Genomic DNA, 24,050 nt, shown 5'->3' with positions numbered 1-24,050 from the left:
GCATAAGCCTTTTCATCGGAGCGATAGAAAGGGTTATGCGCGAAGGAGAAAGACAATGAGCCTCAATCCAACCCCGCTTTATGCAGCACCGGACGACTGGCGCGCCTATAGTGGTGTGCTGAGCCGGCGCATCTTCGCCTTCATTCTCGACTATGTCATCGTCGGCTTGCTTTGCATCCCGGCAGCGGTGGTATTGTTTTTTGTCTCCATCCTGACGCTTGGGCTGGGCTTCGTGCTCTATCCTGCCCTCTTCCTCATCGTCGCGGGTCTCTATTTCGGCTGGACGCTCGGCGGACCGCATCAGGCCTCGCTCGGTATGCGCGCCATGGGCATCGCCATGGTGCGGATCGATGGCCGGCCGATGGATTTTCTCACCGCGATCGTACACTTGGCGCTGTTCTGGATCCTGAACTCCGTGCTGACACCCCTCATCCTGCTTGCAGGCCTATTCATCGAACGCAGCCGCCTAGTGCATGATCTCCTGCTCGGCACGGTCATCGTCCGAACGGCGTAAACCAAGGTTATTCCACTCAACCTCATACCCAACGGTTTGGTTGTCCCCATCATCATAAGAAAGCCCGCTTGCTTCTGAAGAAGCTGGGAAACTATGGCCTTGGACAAAGGACATAGTTGACGTTTTCTAAACTTGGGCCATGCTTGTGAGGAGTCGAATGCCGAACGGAAGGTTAATCAACGGCAGATGAACACGCAGTCGACGCCATCCCCGCAGTTTTATCTGACGGCACCGGCTGCCTGCCCGTACCTGCCGCGGGAGATGGAGCGCAAGGTCTTCACCCATCTCGTCGGACCGCGCGCGGCGGAGATGAACGACATTCTGACCCAGGGCGGCTTTCGTCGCTCACAGAACATCGCCTACCGCCCCGCTTGCGAATCCTGCCGCGCCTGTATTTCCGTTCGCATTCTCGCTCAAGAATTCGAACCCAGCCGGTCGATGAAGCGCGTCCTGTCGTCGAATAGCGATATCATCGCCACCGAATTCCCGGCGCAGCCGTCCAGCGAGCAATATTCCCTCTTCCGCCGCTATCTCGATTATCGTCATCAGCAGGGCGGCATGTCCGACATGACAGTGCTCGACTACGCGATCATGGTCGAAGACACCCACGTCAACACCCGCATCATCGAATATCGTCGGCGCGAGGAAGGCTCCGGGCTGGAGCAGCGGCCCAAAGGCGAGCTGCTGGCGGCAGCATTGACCGACGTGATGAGCGACGGGCTGTCGATGGTCTATTCCTATTTCAATCCCGATCTCGACCAACGCTCGCTCGGCACCTTCATGATCCTCGATCATATCAAGCGGACCAAGGCGCTCGGGCTGCCGCATGTCTATCTCGGCTATTGGGTCAAGGGCTCCCGCAAGATGGACTACAAGACGCGGTTTCAGCCGCAGGAACATCTGACGCCGCGCGGTTGGGAGCGCTTCAATCCCGCCGACGCCTGCCAAGATCCCCCTCGCTGAATGGTCTCCCATCTCTCAGATCACCGAAAAGGCTTGCTGCTGACCACGATCGGCGGCCTTGCGTTGTCGATGGACATTCCGCTGATCCGGCTTTCGAGCGGCGACGTCTGGTCCGTCCTGTCGGTGCGCAGCATTGCGACGATCATCGTTGCGCTTGCCGCTCTGATCGTCATCCGCCGCGTTACAGGATCGTTGCGCACCACGCTGCCGGGCTGGATCGGGCTTCCCGTCGGCCTTTTCTACGGCCTGACGACCATCACCTTTCTCCTCGCCATCTACTATACGACGGCGGCGAATGTGGTGTTCATCATCGCTCTCAACCCGATGTTCGCTGCGCTCTTTTCCTGGATTTTCCTAAGGGAACGCCCCGCTCTTTCCACCATCGTCGCCATGATCGCGATGATCTTCGGCGTCGGCCTGATCGTGTGGGACGGCATGGAGGGCGGCCATTTCCTCGGTGACGCACTGTCGGTTCTAGCGTCTTTCTTCATCGCCTGCGCCATTACCATCGGCCGCGCCTCGCGAAGGGATATGGGCTTCGCCTCTCTCTTGTCCGCCATCGTCCCTGCCGCAGTCGGACTCTATCATGTCATGCCTTCGGGCATCGCCATCGATCATCCCGGCTGGATCCTGCTCGACGGCGCAGTTCTGATGCCCCTCTCCTTCTGGTGCCTTGCTACCGGCACACGCTTTCTCTCGGCACCGGAGGTGGCGATGTTCTATCTGCTGGAAACGATCCTGGCGCCGATCTGGGTCTGGCTGATCTTTGCCGAAGCGCCAAGCGACATGACGCTTGCGGGTGGGCTGGTGCTGATCGTGGCGCTTGCGGCGCATTCGTTGTGGCAGGCACGGGTGAGAGCGAGAGTGATGGCGGCGGGGTGAGCCGCGTTGCGACCGCGATGGCCCTATGTTATAACAACGTTATTACATAGGGAGCAGACACCATGAACGTCGTGATCCGCAAGATTGGCAATTCCGAAGGGGTGATTATTCCTAGAGAAATTCTTGATCGTATGGGTCTTGAAGCCGGCGACACGCTGGAACTCAGCATGCAAGATGGCGAACTGCGCCTGCAGCCTACGGACGCAGATTTTGCGCGTCAAATGGAACATGCGCAGCGTTTCATGGATCAATACAAAGTGGCGCTGAAAAAATTGGCAGAATAATGCCTATTATTTTCCTGACGCGAACGCTCGTCGAACAGTTGCACAAGATACAAATCAAACGATTTGGAGGCTCGTACGGGTTAAGGGACGAAGGTGCCCTCGAATCCGCATTGGCGCGTCCTATCAACAAAGCTCAGTACGGCAGCGACGATGTTATCGAACTTGCAGCAGCCTATCTGTTTGGCTTGGAGAAAAACCATGCATTCGTTGATGGCAACAAGCGTATCGCCATCGTGGCGGCTGCGATCTTTCTCATGGACAATGGTTACGAGATCCAGACAACGGACGCTAATCTCTACAGCTTTGTTCTTGCCATAGCCGCCGGTGAAATTGATGAAGAAAGCGCTATCCGTTTCTTCAGAGACGTCTGCATTCCCTATGCGGGCTGATGGCTCATGTTCTGCCCCACCCCTTCGCTCAAGCTCAGGGCGTTCGTCCCTCGAAACGCCCCACCGGGCGTTTCGTCGGTTACGCCGACCGCTCCTCACCCCGAAAACTTGCCGCTTCTCGGGAAGCCTTTCGGCACCGTGCGCCCGGCCGAGGCGCGTTCGGCAAGCCATTCTGTCAGTTCGTCCCTGGTCTTGGTGAAGGTGCGGCCGGCGCTGTCTTCCCAGGTCAGGCCATCGGCTATGGCGAAGCACTTGATATCGCCGACGCCGCCGTCCTTGTAGCGTTGCAGGCGCACGCCTTTGCCGCGCGACATTTCCGGGATCTGGGACAGCGGAAACACCACCATCTTGCGGTTCTCGCCGACGACAGCGGCGTGATCGCCCGAGATCGGCACGAGCAGTTTCGTCTCATCCGGCGTCGTCAGGTTCATGATCTGCTTGCCCTTGCGGGTATTGGCGACCAGTTCCACTTCCGGCACGATAAAGCCGTTGCCGGCGGTCGAGACGACCAGTTGCTTGCGCTGCGGATCGTGGACGAAGGCGGTCAGCACGTCCTGGTCGTTTTCCATGTCGACCATGATGCGCAGCGGCTCGCCGTGACCACGGCCGCCGGGCAGCTTGTCGCCGCCAAGCGTATAGGCCTTGCCGCCGGTCGTGACGATCAGGATCTTGTCGGTCGTCTGCGCCGGGAATGCCACCTTCAGCCCGTCGCCCTCTTTGAAGGTGAGCGTCGATGTATCGGAGATGTGGCCCTTCAGCGCGCGAATCCAGCCCTTTTCTGAAACGACGACTGTGATCGGTTCCTTCTCGATCATCGCCTGCTGGATAGCAGCGTCGTCGGCCTCAGGCGCTTCGGCGAACTGCGTGCGGCGGCGGCCGATCTCGGTCGCTTTCGCAAATTTCTTCTTCACCTCGCCAATTTCCCAGGCGACTGTCTGCCACTGCTTGTCGTCGGAGGCGAGCAAGGCCTCGATATCGGCCTTCTCCTTGGTCAGGCCGTCGAATTCCTTGCGGATCTCGAATTCTTCGAGCTTGCGCAGAGAGCGCAGCCGCATGTTGAGGATCGCTTCGACCTGATTGTCCGTTAGGCCGAACCGCTCCATCATCACGGGTTTCGGCTCATCCTCCTCGCGGATGATGGCAATGACCTCATCGATGTTGAGGTAGGCGATCAGGAAGCCGCCGAGGATTTCCAGGCGTTTTTCGATGGCCGCGAGCCGGAAGCGCGAACGGCGCAACAACACTTCACGCCGATGATCCAGCCATTCCTTCAGCACATCGTTCAGCGCCATGACCTTCGGGATGCGGCCCATGGAGAGAACGTTCATGTTCAGCGGAAAGCGGCTTTCCAGCTCCGTCAGCTTGAACATCGATTCCATCAGGATCATCGGGTCGACGGTGCGGCTCTTCGGCGTCAGGACGACGCGGATGTCCTCGGCGGATTCATCGCGCACGTCCTCAAGCAGCGGCAGTTTCCGCGCCAGAAGCAGCTCGGCGATCTTTTCGATCAACCGCGATTTCTGCACCTGGAACGGGATTTCGGTAATGACGATCTGATAGCCGCCGCGGCCGAGATCTTCCGTTTCCCACTTGGCACGGACGCGGAAGCCGCCGCGGCCGGTCCTGTAGCTTTCGATGATGCTGTCGCGATCGTCGATGATGATGCCGCCGGTCGGGAAATCCGGGCCGGGGATGAACTCCACCAGCTTTTCGACGGTCGCGTCGCGATCACGGATCAGATGCAGCGCCGCGTCACAGAGTTCGTGGGCATTGTGCGGCGGGATCGAGGTCGCCATGCCGACAGCGATGCCCGAGGAGCCGTTGGCGAGCAGGTTCGGGAAAGCACCGGGTAGGACGACCGGCTCTGAATTCGACTCGTCGTAGGTGTCACGGAAATCCACGGCATCCTGGTCGATGCCTTCGAGCAGCAGTTCCGAGACTGCCGTCATCTTGGATTCGGTGTAGCGCATCGCGGCGGGGCTATCGCCGTCGATATTGCCGAAATTGCCCTGGCCGTTGACCAGCGTGTAGCGTTGCGAGAAATCCTGGGCCAGGCGGGCCAATGCGTCATAGATCGACTGGTCGCCATGCGGGTGATAGTTACCCATCACTTCGCCGACGATCTTGGCGCATTTGCGGAAGGCGGCGTTGGGACGCAGGCCCATCTCGCTCATCGCATAAACGATACGGCGATGGACTGGCTTCAGGCCGTCGCGAACATCCGGCAGAGCGCGATGCATGATCGTCGACAAGGCATAGGCCAGGTAGCGCTCTTCGAGCGCCGCCTTGAGATCGACCGGAAGGATGCTGTCGTCGTCGCCGCCACCGGGCGGTAAAAGATTTTGTCCCATGGCCCTTGACTACCCGAGAAGCCGATTCCCGGCAAGAAATCAGTGGAAAGCATTTGTGGATGAAGTCTCAGTTCAAGCACGATCTGACGTAAGGTCAGACATAATTCTCGTGCATATATTTGCCATGATCATGGCATTGGAATTTTAGACGAACGCGAATATAAATCGCGCACTACACGCAAAATATGTATACCCGCCTACACCAGCTCAATGAGGAAAAGCCATATGACTTTTTATCGGACAACACGGCTGATGCTGTCCAGCGCCGCCATACTGTCTTTCGCCAGCTCCGCCTTCGCGCTCGACGGTAACGATCTTCTGAAGAAGATCAATGACGTCTACGGGCTGCAGGGCGCTTCGATTGCCGCCACGGGCATCGATATCGACGGTAGCACGGTCACGCTAAAGGGCGCCAGCTTCAAGGCAGCCGGAATGGACGACGGCCTCCCGCTCGGCGACATCACGATGGACGGTGTCGAAGAGAATGACGGCGGTTACACGATTGACGAAATCGCTTTTGCTGATGTCGACCTCAAAAAGGATGGCGCTGCCATTTCCGCCACCGACCTCACGCTGAGCGGCGTCGAAATTCCAGCCGACGCGACCAAGGGCGATCTCAGTTCGCTGCTCTATTACAAGAGCGCTCATGCCGGCGCCGTATCCGTCACCAAGGACGGCACCAAGGTATTTTCGCTCGACGATGCCGACGCCACGATGGATAGGCGCGAAGACAAGTCGGGCATCGACTTCGACGCCAAGATCAACGGAGTCAAAGCCGATCTCAGCAAAGTCGACGACGCGAAGACCAAGGACGCGATCGAGGCGCTCAAGCTGCAGCAGATCAATGGCGCAATCGCCATGAAGGGTAGCTGGGAAATCGGACCCGGCACGATCGACATCACCGAATACTCCTTGAACTTCAATGACATCGGCAAACTGAACCTCGCCTTTAGCATTTCCGGCTACACGCCTGCTTTCGCGAAATCATTGCAGGAAGCGCTCAAGACGGTCCGTTCCAATCCGAACCAGCAGGAAGCTCAGCAGTCGGCTGGCCTCGCCATGCTGGGCCTCCTCCAGCAGCTAACTTTCAACAGCGCCCAGATCCGCTTCGACGACGCTTCGATCACCGCACGTGCGCTCGATTTCGCCGGCAAGCAGCAGGGCGTTTCCGGCAAGCAGCTCGCCGACACGCTGAAGGCAATGACGCCGATCATGATGGCGCAGCTCAACATTCCGGAGCTGCAGAATGCCGTTTCCACTGCCGTCAGCGCCTATCTCGACAATCCGAAAAGCCTGACGGTCAAGGCTACGCCGGACAAGCCGGTGCCGGTGCCGATGATCATCGGCGCTGCCATGGGGGCCCCGCAGTCGATCCCGCAGGTCATCGGCCTCAAGGTTTCCTCGAACGACTAAGCTGTCGTTCTCCAAGCTATTCGAAAACCCGGCGATCTCGGTCGCCGGGTTTTTCTTTGCCGCTGGTCAGATCTCCGGCCGAAGCTGATATTTCTTCAGTTCACTGAGAGCATGAGCCATCAGCGCAAGCAATTCATCCGTCGTTGCACCGTCGCGCGCCTGGACGGACATGCCCTGCACGATTGCGCCCAGAAAGCGCGCAAGCGATCTGGCGTCGGCATCCGGCCGCATGTCGCCCTCGGCGATACCGCGCTCGATCCGTGCCGTGAAAATAGCCAGCGCCTGTAGGCGCATCGATGCGACGTGATGGGCGATCGGCTCGTTTTCCTCTGCGCAGTTCAGCACCGCCGTCGATATCATGCAGCCTTTTGGATGCTCCGGCGCCGTGAAGATCTTGGCGGAATTCGTCAAAAAGCGCTCGAAGGCGGTCACCGTATCCACCTCGTCCGTAAACGGGTTCCCGGGCTCCGGTCGCGGCATGCGCCGATATTGCTCGAGCGTTTCCCGGTAGAGCTCGGCTTTAGAGCCGAAGGCGGCATAGAGGCTTTGCGGCGTGATCCCCATGGCCGCCGTCAGATCGGCGATGGAGGAACCATCATAGCCATGCTTCCAGAACGTGTTGCGCGCGGCGGCAAGAACCGTCTCGCGATCGAAAGCGGGTGGGCGTCCACGCTTCCGAGGCACGGAATTTTCGGCCTCTTCATTATTTTTCACAATGGTCACTCTAGAAATAATCTCCGATCTGGTTTATTCAGGAATGGTCATTGTGATTATAGAAGGTTTTGCCCCATGAGTCTTCCCCTGGAAAATTCCGCATACCGGAGCGGCAGCCTTGCTGAAGGCGTCGATGCTGCGATTGATTCCGCCCTGGCGGATGAGAGGCTGGTCGGCACCGTAGTCCTCATTGCCCGGGACGGAGAACTGATCTACGGCCGCGCTGCCGGCCTGGCGGATCGCGAGAACGAGGTGGTGATGCGGCGGGATGCCATCTTCCGTCTGGCCTCCATCACCAAGCCGATCGTCGCTATTGCCGCCATGCGCCTCGTCGAACAGGGTCGCATTGGGCTGGACGATCCGATCACCAAATGGCTGCCGGACTTCCGGCCGCGGCTGCCCGACGGAGGCGAGGCCGTTATCCGTATCCGGCACCTTCTCACGCACACATCCGGACTGAGTTACACATTCGCCGAGGAGCAGGACGGCCCGTATCATCGCGCCGGCGTATCCGACGGCCTGGACATACCGGGCCGGTCGCTGGCCGATAACCTCACGCGTCTCGCCAGCGCTCCCCTTCTCTTTCCGCCCGGCGAAGCCTGGCATTATTCGCTGGCAATGGATGTGCTCGGCGGCATCATCGAAAAAGAAACCGGCGGTGCTCTCGGCGATGCCGTTGCGGAATTGGTGATGAAGCCGCTCGGCCTTTCCGACACGGCCTTTTCGGTCCGTGACCGCAGCCGCCTGGCGGCCGCCTATATGAATGGTGCATCGGGGCTGCAGCGGATGCGAGATGAGACGCTCGTTCCGATACTTGACGGCATGATCCGCTTCGCGCCGGACAGAATATTCAATCCCGGCTCCTATCACTCCGGCGGCGCGGGCATGGCCGGAACGGCAAGCGACCTCCTCACTATTCTGGAAGCGGTGCGCAAAGGCGGTGCGCCGCTGCTAGCGGCCGACACGGTGAAGATGATGACGACCGATCAGGCTGGCGGCCATATGCAGACGCTGCAAGCCGGCTTCGGTTTCGGCTATGGCTGGTCCGTCGTCACCGACCCCGTTGCGGCGCAGGCTCCATTCTCCAAGGGCACAATCAAATGGGGTGGAGTCTACGGCCATAGCTGGTTCGTCGATCCCGAGAAACGGATCACCGTCGTGGCGCTCACCAACACCGCTCTCGAAGGCATGTGGGGCCAATTCACGATCGATCTTCGCGATGCGGTCTATGCCGCTCACTAGGTTCTAACAGAGCACGAAAAACCCGGCGATTTCGGTCGCCGGGTTTTGTATTTCATCAAGCTTGAAAAGCCTCAGTCCTTCTTGACTGGCGGTACCGGACGGATTGCCAGTTCGCGCAGTTGCGTCGGCGTTGCGGTCGAGGGAGCGCCCATTAGCAGATCCTGCGCCTGCTGGTTCATTGGGAACAGCGAGATTTCGCGCAGGTTCTTGGCGCCGACCAGCAGCATGACGATGCGGTCGATACCGAAGGCAGCGCCGCCGTGCGGAGGCGCGCCGTACTGGAAGGCGCGGTAGAGGCCGCCGAAGCGCTCCTCGACATCCGCCTGGCTGAGACCGACCTTTTCGAAGGCGGCAACCATGGTTTCCGGCGACTGGTTACGGATCGAGCCCGAAGCGATTTCGAAGCCGTTGCAGACGGCGTCGTACTGGAAGGCCTTGATCGTCAGCGGATCCTGGCTCTGCAGCGCCTCAAGGCCGCCCTGCGGCATGGAGAACGGGTTGTGTGCGAAATCGACCTTCTTCTCTTCCTCGCTCCATTCGAAGAACGGGAAGTCGACAATCCAGCAAAGCTCGAAACGGTCGCGGTCGACCAGGTTCAGCTCCTCGCCGGCCCTGGTGCGGGCCTCGCCGGCAAACTTGTAGAACTTGTCCGGATCGCCAGCGACGAAGAAGCATGCATCGCCATCATCGAGACCGAGCTGGGTGCGGATCGCATCCGTGCGCTCCTCGCCGATGTTCTTGGCAAGCGGGCCGGCGCCTTCGAGCTTCTCGCCTTCCTTGCGCCAGAAGATATAGCCGAGACCCGGCTGGCCCTGGCTCTGCGCCCAGGCGTTCATCCGGTCGCAGAAAGCGCGCGAACCACCGGTCTTGGCCGGGATCGCCCAGACCTGAACCTTCGGGTTCGAGGCGATCATGTTGGCGAAAACCTTGAAACCGGAGCCGGCGAAATGGTCTGTAACCGCTTCCATGACGATCGGGTTGCGCAGGTCCGGCTTGTCCGAGCCGTATTTGCGGATCGCTTCGTCATAGGGAATGCGCGGCCATTCCTTGGTGACGGGCTTGCCTTCGGCAAACTCTTCGAACACCTGGGTCATCAGCGGGCTCATGGTGTTCCAGACGTCTTCCTGCGTGACGAAGCTCATCTCGAGGTCGAGCTGATAGAATTCGCCCGGCAGACGGTCGGCGCGCGGATCTTCGTCGCGGAAACAGGGCGCGATCTGGAAATAGCGGTCGAAGCCGGCAACCATCAGGAGCTGCTTATACTGCTGCGGTGCCTGCGGCAGGGCGTAGAAGGTGCCGGGATGGATGCGGCTCGGCACGAGGAAGTCGCGCGCGCCTTCCGGCGACGAGGCCGTCAGGATCGGCGTGGTATATTCGGTGAAGCCCACTTCGCCCATATGGCGGCGCATGGAGGAGATAACCTGCGTGCGCTTGACGATGTTCCGATGCAGCGTTTCGCGGCGCAGATCGAGGAAGCGATACTTCAGGCGAACGTCTTCCGGATATTCCGGCTCGCCGAAAACCGGCAGCGGCAATTCCTTGGCAGCGGAGAGCACTTCGATCTCCTGCGCATAAAGCTCGATTTCGCCGGTCGGCATGTTCTTGTTGATCGTGTCTTCGGTACGGGCCTTCACCAGACCGTCGATGCGGATGACCCATTCGCCGCGCACGGTCTCGGCAAGCTTAAAGGCCGGAGAATCCGGATCGGCGACAACCTGGGTGATGCCGTAGTGATCGCGCAGATCGATGAACAACACGCCACCATGATCTCGGACGCGATGAACCCAGCCGGAGATGCGGACGGTCGAACCGACGTCGGACTTGCGCAGGGCGGCGCATGTGTGGCTGCGATAGCGATGCATAGTATATATCCTGGACTTGGCGGACGGCGGCGAATGAGGACAAAAGCCCCTCGCCTGCCGACGAGAAAATCGGGCGGAAAAGCGCATGGTGCGCCTGATTTGTCAAGGCTCGAACGCCAGCGAGTAGGTTTAAAGCTGCTTTCGTGAACTCGCAACATCGACAGCCGGAGGTAGGGATGCGGCAATTCAGCTACCCCAGCCCTATTGCTGAAGACCATAGTCAACTTTAAACAGGCAGGCACATCCCCGTGTCCCCGGAGCTTCGCATGCCCATCCTTACCCGCCGCAATCTTTTGAAAGCCTCGGCCGTTGCCGGTGCCTATGGCGTGGGGCTTGGCATCGCCAGCAGGTTTGGCGGCAGCGCGGTAGCAGCGCCGGAGCCGCAGGTGCTGAAGGCTGCGAAGATCCAAGCCAGTTTGATGGACGTCGGAGCCACCAAGGATGTCCTGACCTATGGCGACGCCGGCATGCCGCCCGTCCTGCGCATGAAAAAGGGCGAGCCCTTCGCCGCACGCCTGATCAACGGCATCGATGACCCGACGACGATCCACTGGCATGGTATCCGCCTCCCGAACAAGATGGACGGGGTGCCCTTCCTGACGCAGCCCTACGTCTACATGGGCGACCATTTCGATTATGCCTTCACGCCGCCCGACGCCGGCACCTTCTGGTATCATCCGCATTGCAACACGCTGATCCAGATGGGACACGGCATGACAGGCGTCATCGTCGTAGAAAATCCGAAGGATCCGGCATTCGATTCGGAAATAGTTCTCAATCTTCGCGACTGGCGGCTCGGCGGCGACGGCCAGTTCATCGCTCCGTTCCGCCCGCGCGATTCCGCCAAGTCCGGCACTTATGGGACGGTGCGGACGGCCAACTGGCAGCAGCAGCCGCAATATGACGCGCCCTCCGGCGGGCTGGTGCGGCTGCGGCTCGCCATCACCGACGTCACGCGCATCTATTCTTTCCGCATGGATGGAGCCGAGGCAACGGTGATCGCCGTCGACGGCAATCCGGTGCCGCAGCGCTTCCCGCTCGATCTGCTGCAGCTCGGACCCGGTCAGCGGCTGGAATTGGCCGTGCGCATGCCCGATAACGAGGGTGCAATCGTCAAGCTCGAGGATATCAAGGGCACCGATCCCAAGGTGCTCGCAACGCTGCGATCAGTCGGCAGCTCGCTGAAGCGCGACGTTCGCGATCTGGCGCCCCTCGAAGGCAATCCGGTCGCAAAAGCCGATATCGGCTCGGCGGAGCACATCCCGCTGATTCTCAGCGCCACGGCGGAAAATACCGCCGACAACAGCATTTGCGGCTCGCTTGGCTACAGCTTCTGGGCCATCAACAAGGTGCCGTGGCCGGGCGATACGCCCGATCCGACCGCACCGCTCGCCGAATTGAAGCTCGGCATGAGCTATGTCATCGACATGGAAAACGTGACGCCGCATTCGCATCCGATTCATCTGCACGGCATGAGCTTCACCGTGCTCTCCTCTTCGACGCGCCAGGTGCAGCCCTTCGTCTCCGACACCTACCTGATCCAGCCCAATGAAAAGGTGCAGCTCGGCGTCGTCGCCGACAATCCCGGTGACTGGGTGTTGCATTGCCACATTATCGAACATCAGAAAACGGGCATGACCAGCTATGTGCGCGTGGCTTAGGCACGATCCCGAAACGTGCTTCATGCTCGCTCAGGACGACCCCAAGTACTTTCCGCAATTCCACTTAAAAGCGGCGGCCGTACCGGGCTTGCCCTTTCGACGTATTGACATCTCCCATCGAAAGGGGAAGGAAGGTTAACGGACTATTTTACCGATGAATGTGTTGATATGATCGAAACTACCGCCCAATTGGAGGCGGCCTGCCAAGAGCTGGCCAAGTCAGAATTCATTACCATCGACACCGAATTCCTGCGCGAGACGACCTTCTGGCCGGAGCTTTGCCTGATCCAGATGGCGAGCCCCACGACCGAAGTGCTGGTTGATCCGCTGGCCAAGGGCCTGGACCTGAAACCCTTTTTTGAGCTGATGGCCAATCCCGCCGTCATGAAGGTGTTCCACGCCGCACGCCAGGACATCGAAATCATCTTCAATCGCGGCAACCTCATACCGCATCCGATCTTCGACACCCAGGTGGCCGCCATGGTCTGCGGCTTCGGCGATTCGGTCTCCTACGATCAGCTCGTCAGCCGCACCAAGAACGTTCACATCGACAAGTCTTCGCGCTTCACCGACTGGAGCCGCCGGCCGCTGTCGGAGAAACAGCTCGACTATGCGCTGGCCGACGTCACTCACCTGCGCGACGTCTATCTTTCGTTGAAAGAGCAGCTCGAACGTGAAGGCCGCGCCTCCTGGCTGCTCGAAGAAATGGCGATCCTCGAAGCGCGCGAGACCTACGATCTGCATCCGGACGATGCCTGGCAGCGGCTGAAGATGCGGCTGCGCAAGCCGCAGGAACTGGCCGTTTTGAAATATGTCGCCGCCTGGCGCGAACGCGAGGCGCGCGCCCGCAATGTGCCGCGCGCCCGTGTGCTGAAGGACGATGCAATTTACGAAATCGCCCAGCAGCAGCCGAAGGACATGGAAGCGCTCGGCCGCCTGCGCACGATCCCGAAAGGTTGGGAGCGATCCGCCTCCGGCACGGCCGTATTGGAGGCAATCAATCAGGCCCTGGCCTTGCCCAAGGCCGAAATGCCGCATGTACCGCGCCACCAGCAAGCGCCGGAAGGCACAGCCGCAGCGGCTGAACTGCTGAAGGTTCTCCTGAAGCTCATCGCTGAAAAACACGGCGTCGCCCCGAAAGTCATCGCCAACAGCGAGGATCTGGACAAGATTGCCGCCGAAGGCGAGAAAGCCGAAGTGGCCGCCCTCACCGGCTGGCGACGCGATCTTTTCGGCGAGACGGCGCTGCAGCTCATCCAGGGCCAGGTGGCCTTACGCTTCGTCGGCAAGCGGGTCGAGACGGTCAGTTTGTAGTCACGTGACCTTTGCCGATCGGTCGGCGATGCCGAACATTTGGCGGTTGCGCGCCATTTAAAAATAGAGATGCTGGTTGCGGACGCGATTGTGCCGCACATCCGCCAGGATGGGCGCTTAGCGCAATCACATAATTGATGGCGCACAGGCCTTTTCCCGAACCAATCCCGGTTTGGAGGCGCGCCGGCTCTTGGCGGATCGGCAGCATGGGAAGATTCCCCTCAGCGCTCAACTGGATTTTGACCGCGGCCGTCGTCGCCGCAAGCGGCGTCCTCTATGGCAAGCTGTTTTTCCATGCGTCACCGCTGTATATCGGCGCAATCTACGCATTGTTCTGCGGCATGCCGGCGCTGGCCTTCGAACGCCGCATGATTCTGCCGCGCTTGAACCATTGGATGCATAGCCTGCCTACGCCGGCCTTCATCCTATCAGCCTTGATTGTCGATTTCGCCTTGATCGCCATCGGTTTTGCAATGGCCGGCGGCCTGATGAAATCGCTGAACCTGATCAACGACACCTGGGCCAACGTCATGCTGCTGCAGGTCGATGTCTATATCTATGCCGTCCTGGTGACCGCGATGATCATTTTCGTCGGGCGCGTGCGGGAGCTGCTTGGCCGCGACGTCTTCCTCAGCCTGTTGACCGGCCGTTATCGCAATCCGATGCAGGAAGAGCGCGTGTTTCTCTTCATCGATCTCGTCGGTTCGACGGCCTTCGCCGAGGAGCATGGCGACCTCAGGACACAGCAATTTCTAGGCTCGGTATTCAGCGCGTTCGCCGAGCCGGTGAGGCGATATAAGGGTGCGATCGACGACTATATCGGCGATGCCGCCATCATCACCTGGCCTCTTCGGCGTGGCGTGAAGAATGCCCGTTGCATTCGCTGTGTCTTCGACATCCTTGCCGATATCGAGGCGAATGCGGAGACATGGCTGAAATCCTACGGCAGGGTGCCGCGGCTGAGGGCCGCCTTGCACGGCGGCAGCATCGTCACTGCCGAAATCGGCATCGACCATCACAAGATCGCCTATTTCGGCGACACGGTGAATACCACCGCGAGGCTGGAATCGCTCTGCAAGACGCTGGAGCGACAGGTGCTGATCTCAGCCGATCTTGCAAGACGGATCGAGCTTCCCGACGATATCGCCAGGGAAGACCTTGGCGACCATGCCGTTCGCGGTCGCGACCAGACACTCGGGGTGATTGCCCTGCATAGGGCGAGGAGGCCAGAGCGGAAGGCGATAGGTGGGAGGTCGTAGGCAGGGAGTTATTATCTTCCTTGCCTATTGCCTATTGCCTATTGCCTAGTCCCCAAGACCCTACACCCTATCGGTTGTCCACAGTCACCAAAGCTTCACCTAAGCGTTAATTCGCCGACATAGCTCGCCTGTTAAGCGGGAGTTGTTTGCCAATCCCCGCCAACAAGGTGACATGATGACCCGAATTCTTTTCGCTTCCACGGCACTTTTTGTTCTGATTGCCGCCTCGGCCCAGGCCGATGAAACGCAGTTTCCCGCAAAGCTGACCTCGCAGGCCATCCTGCCCGCCAACACGATTGTCGCGGCACCGGTCGACGCGCCGGAATTTCTGAAGACCTCCGGCAAGTTCACGACGCCGGATCGCAAGCGCACGGAGGCCCTCGGCACGGTTCCGGGCAAAGACGGCGCCCGCGTGACCGATCTGAAGCTGCCCTTCAATGGCCAGGCGATCCAGGGCTTTTCCGGGATCAAGACCATGCCGGACGGCACCTTCTGGACGCTGACCGACAACGGCTTCGGCTCCAAGCAGAATTCGAGCGACTCCATGCTGTTCCTGCACCAAATCAAATTCGACTGGGACAATGGCAAGGTTGATGTCGTCAAGAACCTGTTCCTGTCCGACCCGAACAAGAAGGCTCCCTTCCCAATCGTCCTCGAAGGCGCCGACAAGCGCTATCTGACCGGCGCCGATTTCGATATCGAATCAATCCAGCCGGTTGCCGACGGCTTCTGGATCGGCGACGAATTCGGTCCCTATCTGCTGAAGTTCGATATGAACGGCGCGCTGACCGACGTTTTCCCGACGACACTCAACGGCAAGCCCGTCATGTCTCCGGACAATCCGCTGCTGCAACTGCCGGCCAACCCGACGCAGAAGATGCCGGCCTTCAACCTGAGACGCTCGGGTGGCTTCGAAGGCCTCGCCATGTCGAAGGACGGCAGCAAGCTCTATGGCCTGCTGGAAGGCGCGATGTATCAAGACGACGGCAAGATGGAAAGCGTCGACGGCCACACCGCGATCCGCGTCATCGAATTCGACGTCGCCTCGAAGAGCTGGACCGGTCGTAGCTGGCTCTACCCCTTCGCAGACAAGGGCACCTCGATCGGCGATTTCAACATGCTGGACGACAGCACCGCTCTGGTGATCGAGCGCGACAACGGCGCCGGCACGAAGGACAAGGCTTGCGCCGATCCGAAGCAACCGAAGCCGGATTGCTTCGAAGCGCCGGCCGAATTGAAGCGCGTCTATAAGATCGAATTCAACGACGCCAATGTCGGCAAGGCCGTCCGCAAGATCGGTTACATCGATCTGCTGCATATCGAAGATCCCGACCACAAGCGTCGCCAGGGCGGCGGCGAAGGCTTCTACGACATGCCCTTCGTCACCATCGAAAACGTCGACCGCGTCGATGCCACCCACATCATCATCGGCAACGACAATAACCTGCCCTTCTCGGCCGGCCGAGCTGTCGACAAGGCAGACGACAACGAGTTCAGCATTCTCGAAGTCGGCGATTTCCTCAACGCTAAGTGAGCGATACCCTACCTTCTCCCCATCGGGGAGAAGGTTTTTTACTCAAACCGGAATGCAAGCCGTCTATTCGTCAGCTTGCCCAGTTGTTGCAGCCGGCCTTCCAGCCGCTCGCCGGCGAAATCGTGGTATTCGGCTGGAACGACGAATTCGAGATCCAGCTCCGGGCTCGGCGAACGTCGAAATGTCAGATTGCGGACGACGCCTGGCATGGAAGCCGAAAAGAGATAGACGACGCGCAATAGGCCGCCGAGCAGTTTGGCGCGTTCGACGAATTGCGGCGTGGCGATCGCTGCCAGCGGTTCGGTGGCGCCGTCATCGTGAAGGCCCTCGAAACGGTAGTAATTGGCGAGAGCGATAAAGGCGCGGCCGGCGTGGGTGATGCCGACGAAGGACGTGTGGGCGATGATGTTCAGCGCCTGCAGGCCGCGATAGTCGGGATGGGCACGCCAACTGATGTCGGCAAGCAAGCAAGCGGCCTGGCGATAGCGGCTCTCCTCCTCCGTCTCGGTAACGCCGAAGAAGGGCATCATGCGACCGGTCCACTCGGCAAGTTCCCGCGCATGCTCCGGCGAACGGGCGCGCAGGATCGCAAGTTCGCCGGCGGCGACCAGCAACGGGTCGCTATGGCGTTCCGCCTCGGTCAGCAGCGAATAGAGGTAGCCTTCACGCACGCCCTGGGCCGAGAAGGATATGACGGAGGGCTTCATTTCCGCCAGCACCTCGCGCATCGCCACCGCGCCGAAGGGCAGCAGCGAACGGCGATGCTTGGAGATGGCCATCAGCGCCGGCTCTTTCGATTCCTTCGCCTCGCTGATCTGATCGAGGAAACGCATCATCTCGTCCAGCGGCACTTCATAGCCCTGCATCATATGCAGCGCATATTTACGCATTTCCATGTGCAGCTTGGCGATGTTTCGCCAGGTGCCGCCGACCGCATAAAAGGTGCGTCCCTCGCCCTTGCTCAGCAGTTTCGCTGTTTTCACATGCTTGCGGGCAAAGCTGCGCGCCCTGGCGAGCGAACCGTTGGCATATTCGGAAAGCCTGAGGCCGCCGAGCGGCAGGGTGATGCCCTTGCCGATCTCCTTGCCCTTGATGTCGATGAGCTCGAGCGAACCGCCACCGAGGTCGCCGGCGATGCCATCCGGGTGGAAAAAGCCGCTGATGATGCCAAGCGCGGAAAAACGCGCCTCTTCCTCGCCTGAAAGCACACGCACCTTGCGCTGCAGGATCGATTCTGCCTGATGGATGAATTCCGGACCGTTGCTTGCCTCGCGGGCAGCCGCCGTCGCCAGAACGTAGATGGTCGATGCGCGCGCCTGGTCGGACAGCGCCTTGAACCGGTGCAGGGATGCGAGCGCGCGCGCGACGCTCTCCTCATCCATCTTTCCGGTCAGCGCTATGCCCCTGCCAAGGCCGCAAAGCACTTTCTCGTTGAAAAGGATGGTCGGCGACCGCGAATGGCCTTCATAGACGACGAGACGAACCGAGTTCGACCCGATATCGACAACGGAGACCGGGGCAATACCGGGAAGGCGCCCCTGGGCTTCTGATTCAACCATGCAGGTCCAGTTATTTCTTGCGGCCCGACAACAGCCCGGCGATCAGTTTCGGCGCACTGGATTTCAGAGCTTCACCACGGCCGGAAAGGCTGGGATTAGTCATGAAATACTGCTGCGCGTTGAATGGCTCTTCCCCCTTGCGCACCTCCATGCGCCGCGAAGTACCGTCCGGCAATATCTCGTAGCTCTGCTGATTGTCAATGATGTTGCCCAGCATGATCTGCGAAAGAACCTGCTCGTGCACGGTCTTGTTGGTCAGCGGAACAAGGGTTTCGACGCGGCGGTCGAGGTTTCTCGGCATCATGTCGGCGGAGCCGATATAGACCAGCGCCTTCTCCGACGGCAGGCCCTGGCCATTGCCGAAGCAGAAGATGCGGCTGTGTTCGAGGAAGCGGCCGACGATGGACTTGACGCGGATATTTTCGGAGAGACCCGGCACCTGCGGACGCAGGCAGCAGATGCCGCGCACGACGAGATCGATCTCCACGCCGGCATTGCTTGCGCGGTAGAGCGCATCGATGATGTCGGGGTCGACCAGCGAATTCATCTTCATCCAGATCGCCGCCGGCTGGCCGTTTTTGGCGTGCTCGATCTCCTCCTCGATATGCTGGAGGATGCGCGAGCGCAGCGTATAGGGCGAAACTGCGATCTTCATGCCGTCTTCCGGCTCACCGTAACCGGTGATGAAGTTGAAAATGTTCGCCATGTCATGGGCGATCTTCGGATCGCAGGTGAAGTAGGAAAGGTCGGTATAGATCTTGGCGGTGATCGGGTGGTAGTTGCCTGTGCCGAGGTGGCAATAAGTGCGCAGCTTGCCGTCCTCACGGCGCACGACCATCGACATCTTCGCATGCGTCTTGAGCTCGATAAAGCCGAAGACGACCTGCACGCCGGCGCGTTCGAGGTCGCGCGCCCAGCGGATATTGGCCTCTTCGTCAAAGCGGGCCTTGAGCTCGACCAGCGCCGTGACCGATTTGCCGGTATCGGCGGCATCGATCAGCGCGCGGACGATCGGGCTGTCGTTGGAGGTACGATAGAGCGTCTGCTTTATCGCCAGAACGTCAGGATCGCGCGCAGCCTGGAGAAGAAACTGGACGACCACGTCGAAGGATTCGTAGGGGTGGTGGACCACCATGTCCTTTTCGCGGATCGCGGCGAAGCAATCGCCGGCATGTTCGCGGACGCGCTCAGGAAATCGGGCATTGTAGGGCTCGAAGCGCAGATCGTCGCGCGGCGCCTTGGCGATTTCGGACAACGTGTTGAGGGCCAAAAGGCCCGGCAGAACGGCGATGCGGTTTTCCGGCACGTTCAGCGATTCCACAACGAACTGGCGCAGCTCGAGCGGCATTTCCGAATCGGTCTCGATGCGGATCACCGAACCGCGGCGGCGGCGCTTCAGCGCCGTTTCGAAGAAGCGCACCAGATCTTCGGCTTCTTCTTCGACTTCAATATCGCTGTCTCGGATGATGCGGAACGTACCCGAACCCTGCACTTCATAGCCCGGATAGAGCCGGTGAATGAAGATGTTCACCACGTCTTCCAGCGTGATGTAGCGGATGACGTTGCTGGCGTCCGGCAGGCGAACGAAGCGGTCGAGCGCCGGCGGCAGGCGCAACAACGCCGTCATCGGCTCGCGGCCGTTCATGCTGTTCAGTTGCAGCGCGATCGAGAAGCCGAGGTTCGGAATGAACGGGAACGGATGCGCCGGATCGATAGAAAGCGGCGTCAGGACCGGGAAGATCGCCTGATCGAATTCATTGGCAAGCCATTGCCGGTCGACCTCGGAAAGGGCCGGCGGGCGCACGATCAGGATGTCTTCCTTGGCGAGATACTGCTGCAGCACGGCAAGCGAGGCCTGCTGTTCCATCTGCAGATTGTCGATCTCGCGCAGGATGTCGTCGAGCTGTTCGGCGGGTGTCTTGCCGTCCGGGGTGCGCATGAGGATCTTCTGGCGGACCTGGCCTTCGAGGCCGGCGACGCGCACCATGAAGAATTCATCGAGGTTGGCGGCGGAAATGGAGAGGAAACGGATGCGCTCCAGCAGCGGATGCGCCGTGTTCAGCGTTTCCTCGAGAACGCGGCGGTTGAACTGTAGCCAGGAAAATTCGCGGTTGATGAAGCGCTCTGGGCTCGTCAGAAGCTCATTGATCGGCGGCGCGGCCTCCGGCGCTTGCTGGTTGGCTTCCTGATGTTCCGTTAGTGCCGAGTCCATGTTCCACCTGCCTCATCTTATAACCTTGCGCCACGTATAGCAGTTTGACGACGGAACTGTGACAGTTCATCGAGCACTCAATCAGCCGGAGCGGAATTACCCAATTCATTCAATACCTCAGCAGCCAGAATGCGTGTGATCCTGGTGCCGCGGCCGAGCGCAAGGCGGTCCAGCCGATCGACGATCAACTGGGCAGCGTTTAGGGACCGTTCCATGCGGTTGACGATATAGAGAACAAGTTTGTCATCGATATAAAGCTGACGGTCCGCAAAGAGCTTTACGATAACTTGCGACAACAATTCCTCGTCCGGCTCGCCGATCTCCACCACCGTCGCCGCCTTCAGCCGAGAGCGCAGATCGGGCAGCGTCACCGGCCAGGACATCGGCCAGAGCCTGCTGGTCATCAGCAACCCTGTGCCATTTTCCCTGACGCTGTTGATGACATGGAAAAGCTCGGTGTCGTCAAAGCCCAGGCGATCGACATCCTCGAAGATGACCGGGCCGTTCGCCGCCGCCACGGCTGCGCCGGAGCCGGCTTTCGGATGAATAGCGATCGCGCCGCTTCTCTCGCGCCAGATATTGGCAAGGTGCGATTTTCCCGAACCGACCGGCCCAGCGAGAATGACCACGGGCGACGGCCAAGATGGCCATGAATCGACGATCTTCACCGCCGCGCTCAAGGGATGGGCGACCAGCAGGTCGTCGCGGCCGCTCGCGGCGTCGTGCGCAAAAGCCAGGGGTAGCTGTTCGGCGGGCTTGCGCCTCAAATCAGCGTTCTTCGCGTCGGTCATGCTATTTGTTCTCAGGATTGCCGGCCTTGGCTTTGCGCGCCTTGCCGGCTTCCGAGCGTCCATAATAGAGGTCGCTTTGAAGGTAGCGCGAAAGGGCAAAACGGACAAGGACGCCACAGGCGGCTGCGGCCGGAACGGCAACCAGCAGACCGACGAAACCGAAGAGCGCGCCGAAGGCAAAAAGGGCGAACATCAGCCAGACCGGATGCAGGCCGACGCTTTCGCCGACCAGCTTCGGCTGCAGCACATTGCCCTCCAGGAACTGGCCGGTGAAAAAGACGGCGAGCGTGAGGCCGACCCATAGATAATCGGGCCAAAACTGCACCAGGGCGACGCTCAGTGCCATAAACAGGCCGACGAGCGAACCGACATAGGGGATGAAGCTGATCATGCCGGCGAAGAGGCCGATCAACAGGCCGAAGTTCAGCCCCACAAGCGACAGGCCGACGCCGTAATAGACACCGAGGATAATGCAGAGCGAGCCCTGCCCGCGGATGAAGCCGGCGATCGCCTGATCCACTTCCCGGGCGATCTCGCGCACGGTCGAGACGTGATCGCGTGGCACCCAGGCATCGACCTTGGCGATCATGCGATCCCAGTCGAGCAATATATAGAAGGCGACGACCGGCGTGACGACCATCAGCGAGATGATGTTAACCAGCGCCTTGCCGGAGCTCCATATTTGCGCGAACAGGCCGCCGACAAAGCTCAGCCCATCCGACAATATGCTGGAGAAATTATCCTTGATAGCACCGAGCTGATCGCGAATCCAAATCGGCAGCATCGTCGTCTGCGTATGGGCGATGAACTTCTGGAATTGCTGCACATAGCCCGGTATATGTTGAATGAAATCATTGAACTGATTGATGATGATCGGGATGAAGATCGTCAGTGCCAGCGCAAAGACCAGCACGAAGGCAACGAGGATCACCACCGTCGCCATGAAGCGGCTGAGGCCGATCCTTTCCAGCCGGTCTGCGACCGGATCGAGGAAATAGGCGACCGACATGCCGGCGATGAAGGGCAAGAGGATCGAGCTGAAGAGATAGAGAAAGACAATGAAGAGGACGAGCACGATCACCCAGAAGGTGACCTGGCGCTTGAGGCTCGCCCCGCTGACTTGTTGCTCCATCGACTTCCCCATTCTTCGCCGCCCGTTGCCGCCCGCTTAGGACATAGGATGACGCCGCAATTATGGTCAAGCCTGCGGCCGGAAATCGGCCTTGGAGCGCTGTGAAGCGGGGAAAATCGAGGGTTTGCCTGCGCTAGCGCCTTGCATAAAGGTTCCTGTCATGCAATGGCGACCCGATTAAAATTGTTCCAATTGGAACGATGGCCACCGGAGGCGAAAGCATGAGCCAGTCTGGAAAAAACGGTCTGACCTATAGCGACGCGGGCGTCGATATCGATGCCGGCAATCTGCTGGTCGAAAAGATCAAGCCGGCGGTTCGTTCGACCCGCCGCCCCGGCGCCGATGGCGAAATCGGCGGTTTCGGTGGCCTCTTCGACCTGAAGGCTGCGGGCTTCACCGATCCGGTGCTGGTGGCCGCCAATGACGGCGTCGGCACCAAGCTGAAGATCGCGATCGACGCGAACTATCACGACACCGTCGGCATCGACCTCGTCGCCATGTGCGTCAACGATCTTGTGGTCCAAGGCGCCGAGCCGCTGTTCTTCCTCGATTATTTCGCGACCGGCAAGCTCGATCCCGATCAGGGTGCCGCGATCGTCGGCGGTATTGCAGCCGGCTGCCGCGAGGCGGGTTGCGCGCTGATCGGCGGCGAGACGGCGGAAATGCCGGGCATGTATTCCGATGGCGATTACGATCTCGCCGGCTTTGCCGTGGGTGCGGCCGAACGCGGGCAGCTTCTCCCCTCCGGCGATATCGCCGAGGGTGACGTCATTCTCGGTCTTGCCTCCTCCGGCGTTCATTCCAACGGGTTTTCGCTGGTACGCAAGATCGTCGGCATCTCCGGTCTTGGCTGGGACGCGCCGGCTCCCTTTGCCGAGGGCAAGGCGCTCGGCGAAGCCCTGCTGACGCCGACACGCATCTATGTGAAGCCGCTTTTGAAGGTGATCCGCGAGACGCATGCCATCAAGGCGCTCGCCCATATCACCGGCGGCGGTTTCCCGGAGAATATTCCGCGGGTGCTGCCGAAGCATCTTGCTGCCGAGATCGATCTGGCCGCCGTCCAAGTGCCGCCGGTCTTCTCCTGGCTCGCCAAGACAGGCGGCGTCGAGGCCAAGGAAATGCTGCGCACCTTCAATTGCGGCATCGGCATGATCGCTGTCGTGGCGGCCGAGAATGTAGCGGCCGTCAAGGCAGCGCTTGAAGCCGAGGGCGAAAGCATCGTCACGCTCGGCCGTATGATCGCCCGCGACGAAGGCGCTGCCGGCACCGTCTACAAGGGCACGCTGGCAATATGAGTTCGAGCCGCAAACGCGTCGTCGTCTTCATCTCGGGCAGCGGCTCCAATATGATGGCGCTGGTCAAGGCTGCGGCGGCTTCGGATTATCCAGCCGAAATTGTCGGTGTGATCTCCGATAAGGCAGATGCCGGCGGTTTGGCGAAAGCCGCAGCCGAGGGCATTGCTACCTTCGCCTTCGTCCGTAAGGATTTTGCCAGCAAGGAGGCCCATGAGGAGGCAATCCTTGCGCAGCTCGAGGCGCTGTCACCCGATATCATCTGCCTCGCCGGCTATATGCGTCTTCTCTCCGGGCGCTTCATTCAGCGCCACGAAGGCCGGATCATCAATATCCACCCTTCGCTGCTGCCGCTTTTCCCCGGGTTGCACACGCATCAACGCGCCATCGACGCCGGCCAGCGGATCGCCGGCTGCACCGTGCATTTCGTCACCGAGGGCATGGACGAAGGCCCGGCGATCGGCCAGGCAGCCGTGCCGGTGCTGACCGACGACACGGCCGAAACGCTTGCCGCCCGCGTGCTCACGATCGAGCACCAGCTTTATCCGCAGTCGCTTCGGTTGTTGGCTGAGGGCAAGGTGCGCATGGAAGACGGCAAGGCAATTGCTGCCACCAAGACGCCCGTTGCCCGTGCCCCGCAGATTATTTCACTGCTCGGTGACATCGATCAGATCTAGCCGCT

The 24,050-nt window shown here is 60.1% G+C and carries 20 protein-coding genes; 13 read left to right on the top strand and 7 right to left on the bottom strand.

All coding sequences use genetic code 11. From position 1 onward, the window contains the following. Positions 1–55 precede the first annotated feature (55 nt). From NXC24_RS06795 to NXC24_RS06775, 5 genes are all read left to right on the top strand, one after another. Positions 56–514 (top strand): RDD family protein, encoded by a 459-nt coding sequence (locus tag NXC24_RS06795; protein ID WP_104822613.1) that lies wholly within the window; start codon positions 56–58, stop codon positions 512–514. A 186-nt stretch (positions 515–700) separates the two neighbouring features. Further along, on the top strand, positions 701–1,477 hold the full coding sequence (locus NXC24_RS06790; RefSeq protein WP_104822612.1) for an arginyltransferase: 777 nt from the start codon (positions 701–703) through the stop codon (positions 1,475–1,477). Further along, on the top strand, positions 1,478–2,359 hold the full coding sequence (locus NXC24_RS06785; RefSeq protein WP_104822611.1) for a DMT family transporter: 882 nt from the start codon (positions 1,478–1,480) through the stop codon (positions 2,357–2,359). It abuts the gene before it with no gap. 62 nt (positions 2,360–2,421) lie between these two features. Further along, positions 2,422–2,643 carry an AbrB/MazE/SpoVT family DNA-binding domain-containing protein gene (locus tag NXC24_RS06780; RefSeq protein ID WP_104822610.1) on the top strand — a complete coding sequence of 74 codons (222 nt, stop codon included), beginning with the start codon at positions 2,422–2,424 and terminating at the stop codon, positions 2,641–2,643. Beyond that, positions 2,643–3,032, top strand: a complete 390-nt coding sequence (locus tag NXC24_RS06775) for a type II toxin-antitoxin system death-on-curing family toxin (protein WP_104822609.1) — start codon at positions 2,643–2,645, stop codon at positions 3,030–3,032. The genes NXC24_RS06780 and NXC24_RS06775 overlap by 1 nt, the downstream gene beginning before the upstream one ends. A gap of 95 nt (positions 3,033–3,127) precedes the next feature. Here NXC24_RS06775 and parC read toward each other — a convergent pair whose 3' ends face one another. After that, on the bottom strand, positions 3,128–5,383 hold the full coding sequence (gene parC / locus NXC24_RS06770; protein WP_104822608.1) for a DNA topoisomerase IV subunit A: 2,256 nt from the start codon (positions 5,381–5,383) through the stop codon (positions 3,128–3,130). 225 nt (positions 5,384–5,608) lie between these two features. Between parC and NXC24_RS06765 the strand changes: the two genes are divergently transcribed. Continuing rightward, the gene (locus NXC24_RS06765; protein ID WP_104822607.1) at positions 5,609–6,796 is read left to right on the top strand and encodes a hypothetical protein; all 1,188 of its coding nucleotides are present in this window, start codon (positions 5,609–5,611) and stop codon (positions 6,794–6,796) included. A 66-nt stretch (positions 6,797–6,862) separates the two neighbouring features. On the opposite strand, the gene NXC24_RS06760 is transcribed toward NXC24_RS06765, so the two are convergent. Beyond that, positions 6,863–7,519: a TetR/AcrR family transcriptional regulator gene (locus NXC24_RS06760; RefSeq protein WP_199773534.1), complete on the bottom strand. Its 657-nt coding sequence runs from the start codon at positions 7,517–7,519 to the stop codon at positions 6,863–6,865. 66 nt (positions 7,520–7,585) lie between these two features. Between NXC24_RS06760 and NXC24_RS06755 the strand changes: the two genes are divergently transcribed. Next, complete coding sequence (locus NXC24_RS06755) at positions 7,586–8,752, top strand: serine hydrolase domain-containing protein (RefSeq protein ID WP_104822606.1); 1,167 nt, start codon at positions 7,586–7,588, stop codon at positions 8,750–8,752. A 71-nt stretch (positions 8,753–8,823) separates the two neighbouring features. On the opposite strand, the gene aspS is transcribed toward NXC24_RS06755, so the two are convergent. Beyond that, on the bottom strand, positions 8,824–10,614 hold the full coding sequence (gene aspS, locus NXC24_RS06750) for an aspartate--tRNA ligase (protein WP_104822605.1): 1,791 nt from the start codon (positions 10,612–10,614) through the stop codon (positions 8,824–8,826). Between the two features lie 266 nt (positions 10,615–10,880). On the opposite strand from aspS, the gene NXC24_RS06745 reads away from it, so the two are divergent. The 4 genes from NXC24_RS06745 to NXC24_RS06730 all read left to right on the top strand — a co-directional run bounded on the left by NXC24_RS06745 (position 10,881) and on the right by NXC24_RS06730 (position 16,382). Further along, positions 10,881–12,275: a multicopper oxidase family protein gene (locus NXC24_RS06745; protein ID WP_104822604.1), complete on the top strand. Its 1,395-nt coding sequence runs from the start codon at positions 10,881–10,883 to the stop codon at positions 12,273–12,275. Positions 12,276–12,443: 168 nt separating this feature from the next. Continuing rightward, complete coding sequence (gene rnd, locus NXC24_RS06740; protein WP_104822603.1) at positions 12,444–13,589, top strand: ribonuclease D; 1,146 nt, start codon at positions 12,444–12,446, stop codon at positions 13,587–13,589. Between the two features lie 206 nt (positions 13,590–13,795). Beyond that, a complete protein-coding gene (locus NXC24_RS06735; protein WP_104822602.1) occupies positions 13,796–14,848 on the top strand; it encodes an adenylate/guanylate cyclase domain-containing protein in 1,053 nt (350 codons plus the stop codon). Positions 14,849–15,023: 175 nt separating this feature from the next. Continuing rightward, positions 15,024–16,382: an esterase-like activity of phytase family protein gene (locus tag NXC24_RS06730; protein ID WP_104825046.1), complete on the top strand. Its 1,359-nt coding sequence runs from the start codon at positions 15,024–15,026 to the stop codon at positions 16,380–16,382. Positions 16,383–16,420: 38 nt separating this feature from the next. Here the strand turns inward: NXC24_RS06730 and ppx are convergent, their stop codons facing one another. From ppx to NXC24_RS06710, 4 genes are all read right to left on the bottom strand, one after another. Continuing rightward, entirely contained in the window at positions 16,421–17,941 is a 1,521-nt protein-coding gene (gene ppx / locus NXC24_RS06725) for an exopolyphosphatase (protein ID WP_104822601.1), read from the bottom strand. 10 nt (positions 17,942–17,951) lie between these two features. Continuing rightward, positions 17,952–20,153: an RNA degradosome polyphosphate kinase gene (locus NXC24_RS06720; protein WP_104822600.1), complete on the bottom strand. Its 2,202-nt coding sequence runs from the start codon at positions 20,151–20,153 to the stop codon at positions 17,952–17,954. A gap of 77 nt (positions 20,154–20,230) precedes the next feature. Continuing rightward, the gene (gene hdaA / locus NXC24_RS06715; RefSeq protein ID WP_104822599.1) at positions 20,231–20,944 is read right to left on the bottom strand and encodes a DnaA regulatory inactivator HdaA; all 714 of its coding nucleotides are present in this window, start codon (positions 20,942–20,944) and stop codon (positions 20,231–20,233) included. 1 nt (position 20,945) lies between these two features. Continuing rightward, on the bottom strand, positions 20,946–22,076 hold the full coding sequence (locus tag NXC24_RS06710) for an AI-2E family transporter (protein WP_104822598.1): 1,131 nt from the start codon (positions 22,074–22,076) through the stop codon (positions 20,946–20,948). Between the two features lie 221 nt (positions 22,077–22,297). On the opposite strand from NXC24_RS06710, the gene purM reads away from it, so the two are divergent. Both purM and purN read left to right on the top strand, forming a co-directional pair. Beyond that, positions 22,298–23,371, top strand: coding sequence for a phosphoribosylformylglycinamidine cyclo-ligase (purM, locus tag NXC24_RS06705; RefSeq protein ID WP_104825045.1), 1,074 nt, complete (start codon positions 22,298–22,300; stop codon positions 23,369–23,371). After that, a complete protein-coding gene (gene purN, locus NXC24_RS06700; protein ID WP_104822597.1) occupies positions 23,368–24,045 on the top strand; it encodes a phosphoribosylglycinamide formyltransferase in 678 nt (225 codons plus the stop codon). The genes purM and purN overlap by 4 nt, the downstream gene beginning before the upstream one ends. Positions 24,046–24,050 lie beyond the last annotated feature (5 nt).

Origin of the sequence: Rhizobium sp. NXC24 (genome assembly GCF_002944315.1) — a bacterium.
Classification (GTDB): Bacteria; Pseudomonadota; Alphaproteobacteria; order Rhizobiales; family Rhizobiaceae; genus Rhizobium.
This window is presented reverse-complemented; position numbering and strand designations above follow the sequence as displayed.